The sequence below is a fragment of the Chryseobacterium sp. HNCC26DJ241 genome (genome assembly GCF_057180505.1).
Genome location: NZ_JBXUGL010000068.1, coordinates 1 through 2256, shown reverse-complemented (window position 1 = coordinate 2256; position 2256 = coordinate 1). Strand labels below are relative to the sequence as shown.

Annotated in this window: 1 protein-coding gene and 1 pseudogene; both read right to left on the bottom strand. The window is 41.7% G+C overall.

Going from position 1 to position 2256, the window contains the following annotated elements:
• Positions 1-1807 (bottom strand): DUF6443 domain-containing protein (locus AC2A1C_RS15720; RefSeq protein WP_484026875.1); only part of this gene is annotated, 1807 nt, incomplete at its 3' end.
• An 8-nt stretch (positions 1808-1815) separates the two neighbouring features.
• A pseudogene (locus AC2A1C_RS15715) lies at positions 1816-2256 on the bottom strand (DUF5977 domain-containing protein); the annotation flags it as partial.

The following is a 2256-nucleotide window of genomic DNA, read 5'->3' as shown; positions in this document are numbered from 1 at the left end:
GCTGGACTTTGTGATTCGGATAGTTGATGACATCAGGAGTCTGCAAACCTTTTATTGGCTCATTGTAGCGGATTCTGTAGCCAAAGAGATCGGTTCCCATCGTTGTCATATTGGTAGGATCATTCACCGAAGTAAGCCAGCCTCTGATGTTGTATTTGTAATCCACCGTCTGAAGAGGAGTACCTGTTCCTCCCACTTTTTTCTCTATCAATTGCCCGATTTCATTATATTTATTCACCGCCAAAGTTTCCGTTGGTTCATTGTTTACCTTATGCTCGTGTTTGGTAAGTCTGTTTTGCAGATCATACGTAAAATTTTCCTCGATTTTCACTTCGGTACTTCCGTTTAGTCTTTTATGATAGGTGAACGTTTTCTGAGGAACTCCCGTGAAATCCAGAACGCTTTCGGTTTTGGTGTAACCACCAAGATAATTCATGGAGTAGACGCCGATGGTTCTTCCTTTTCGGTCGTAAAACGTGTAGTTTTTTGTCCATTTATCATCCTCAATATTTTTGACAAAACTTGCGGTAGGAAGAGATTTGGTAGAAACGTTCACACCCGCAGGAAAGGTGTCTTTGAGGATCGGAATTCCCTGAATGGCATCATTGGCAGGAAATGGTGTTCCGGATGGATATTTGTCGTAGTAATTCACCGATAGTACCGTTTCCAGATACGGAAAAAGACCATTGGTGTAATAGATCTGCAACCCGTTTTTGGTAAAACCTGTAGAATTGGGGGCTTCGGTGATGAGAAGATTGCCGATCATATTCTGCATTCCTGTTCTCGTATCTCCTGCTACAATTCCGGTATAAATTACCCTTCCAAGTGCATCGTATTTAGTGAAGAGCCATTTGTTGGAAGGTCGCATTACCGCATCCTGAGTGAACACCAATCGGTCTGCTTTATCATACACCATATATTCCCATCCTTTTCCGGGAAGTTTTTTTTCTATGAGCCGGTTTCTGCCATCGTAGCGATACTGATAGCAAAGCTCCTGTACAAGAGAATTGGTAGAGTTCAACAATACACTTGCACCTGCTGAAAGAGCCGCATCTATTTTTTTGGACGCTTCGGGAGAAAGGACATAGGCGAGTTGGTTGTATTCATTGTAGATGTAATACGTATCAGCATAGACATTTGTAGCTAATTCTTTTCTGACGAGCAGCGTCTGCCCTTTTCCGTTTTTGAATTCGATGGTTTTGTTGCCGTCTTCATCAGTCACTACATTTTTATACAATTGATTGTCTCCAAAATATTTTGAAGTTTGTAGTTTCAGGTCGTTGTTGTCCTGATTCGTCCAGTTCACACTTGTGGTGAAGCGCATTACTTTATCTGTGGCGGTATTGGCAAAATAATCAAACTTTACGGGTTTGCCGCTCCAGTCGTTGCCCACTTGTATCTGCTGTTGGATTCGGTCAAGAGGCGAGTTTTCCAATACTTTCTCGGAATAGATTTTTTCCATTCCGTACGGTGTGGAAGTAACAATGGATAAAGGATTGGCATAAATTGCTCCACTAGAGCTTCCCGATTGAGGAACAGGAAGATAGTCTTTTATCTGTCTTCCGAAGCCGTCATATTCAATAGGAGTAACAATATCGTTTCCTAAAGGTGAGGATTTTACATTGACAATTTGTTTTGGACGACCGAGTCCGTCGAAATATTGTACGGTCTCTACAGGTAGTTTCTGAACCACATCTCCGGGTTGGGACAAATAGGTTTTGGAAACTACATAATTTTCACTTTGGGTATATTGGGCAAAAATATTTGCAGTTATAAGCAAACTTATGGGTAGTATATTCTTTTTCATGTTATGTCTTACGGTTTGTAGTGGTATTCGTTGGATTTCAGAAGAGCTCCGGATTTGTTATTTTCGCGTACTTCTTTCAGTCTTCCGGCAGTGTCATAGATGTACACTTCACGAACTCCGGATGGCGAAGTGATACTCGTTACTCCGATTAGCGGATTATACGAATAGGTAGTAATCTGATACGCTGATAAAGAAGCATTATTCCTGAATGCGTCTAATGCGGTAAGAAGGTCGTTCTCTTTAGGATTTCCTACCACAACATCATTAGCATCATCATTAGAAGCATTGATAATAGCCGTTGCCAGTGAACTTACCTGTGCATACGTCGCTCCTTCGATTTTGGCAATCGGTTGGGTCTGATTATACCCCCAGATGATGGCAGTAGACAAGCCGTCTTTGGTGGTGTACTGGAGAAGATTGCCTTTGGTGTCATAGAAATCGTAATTGAT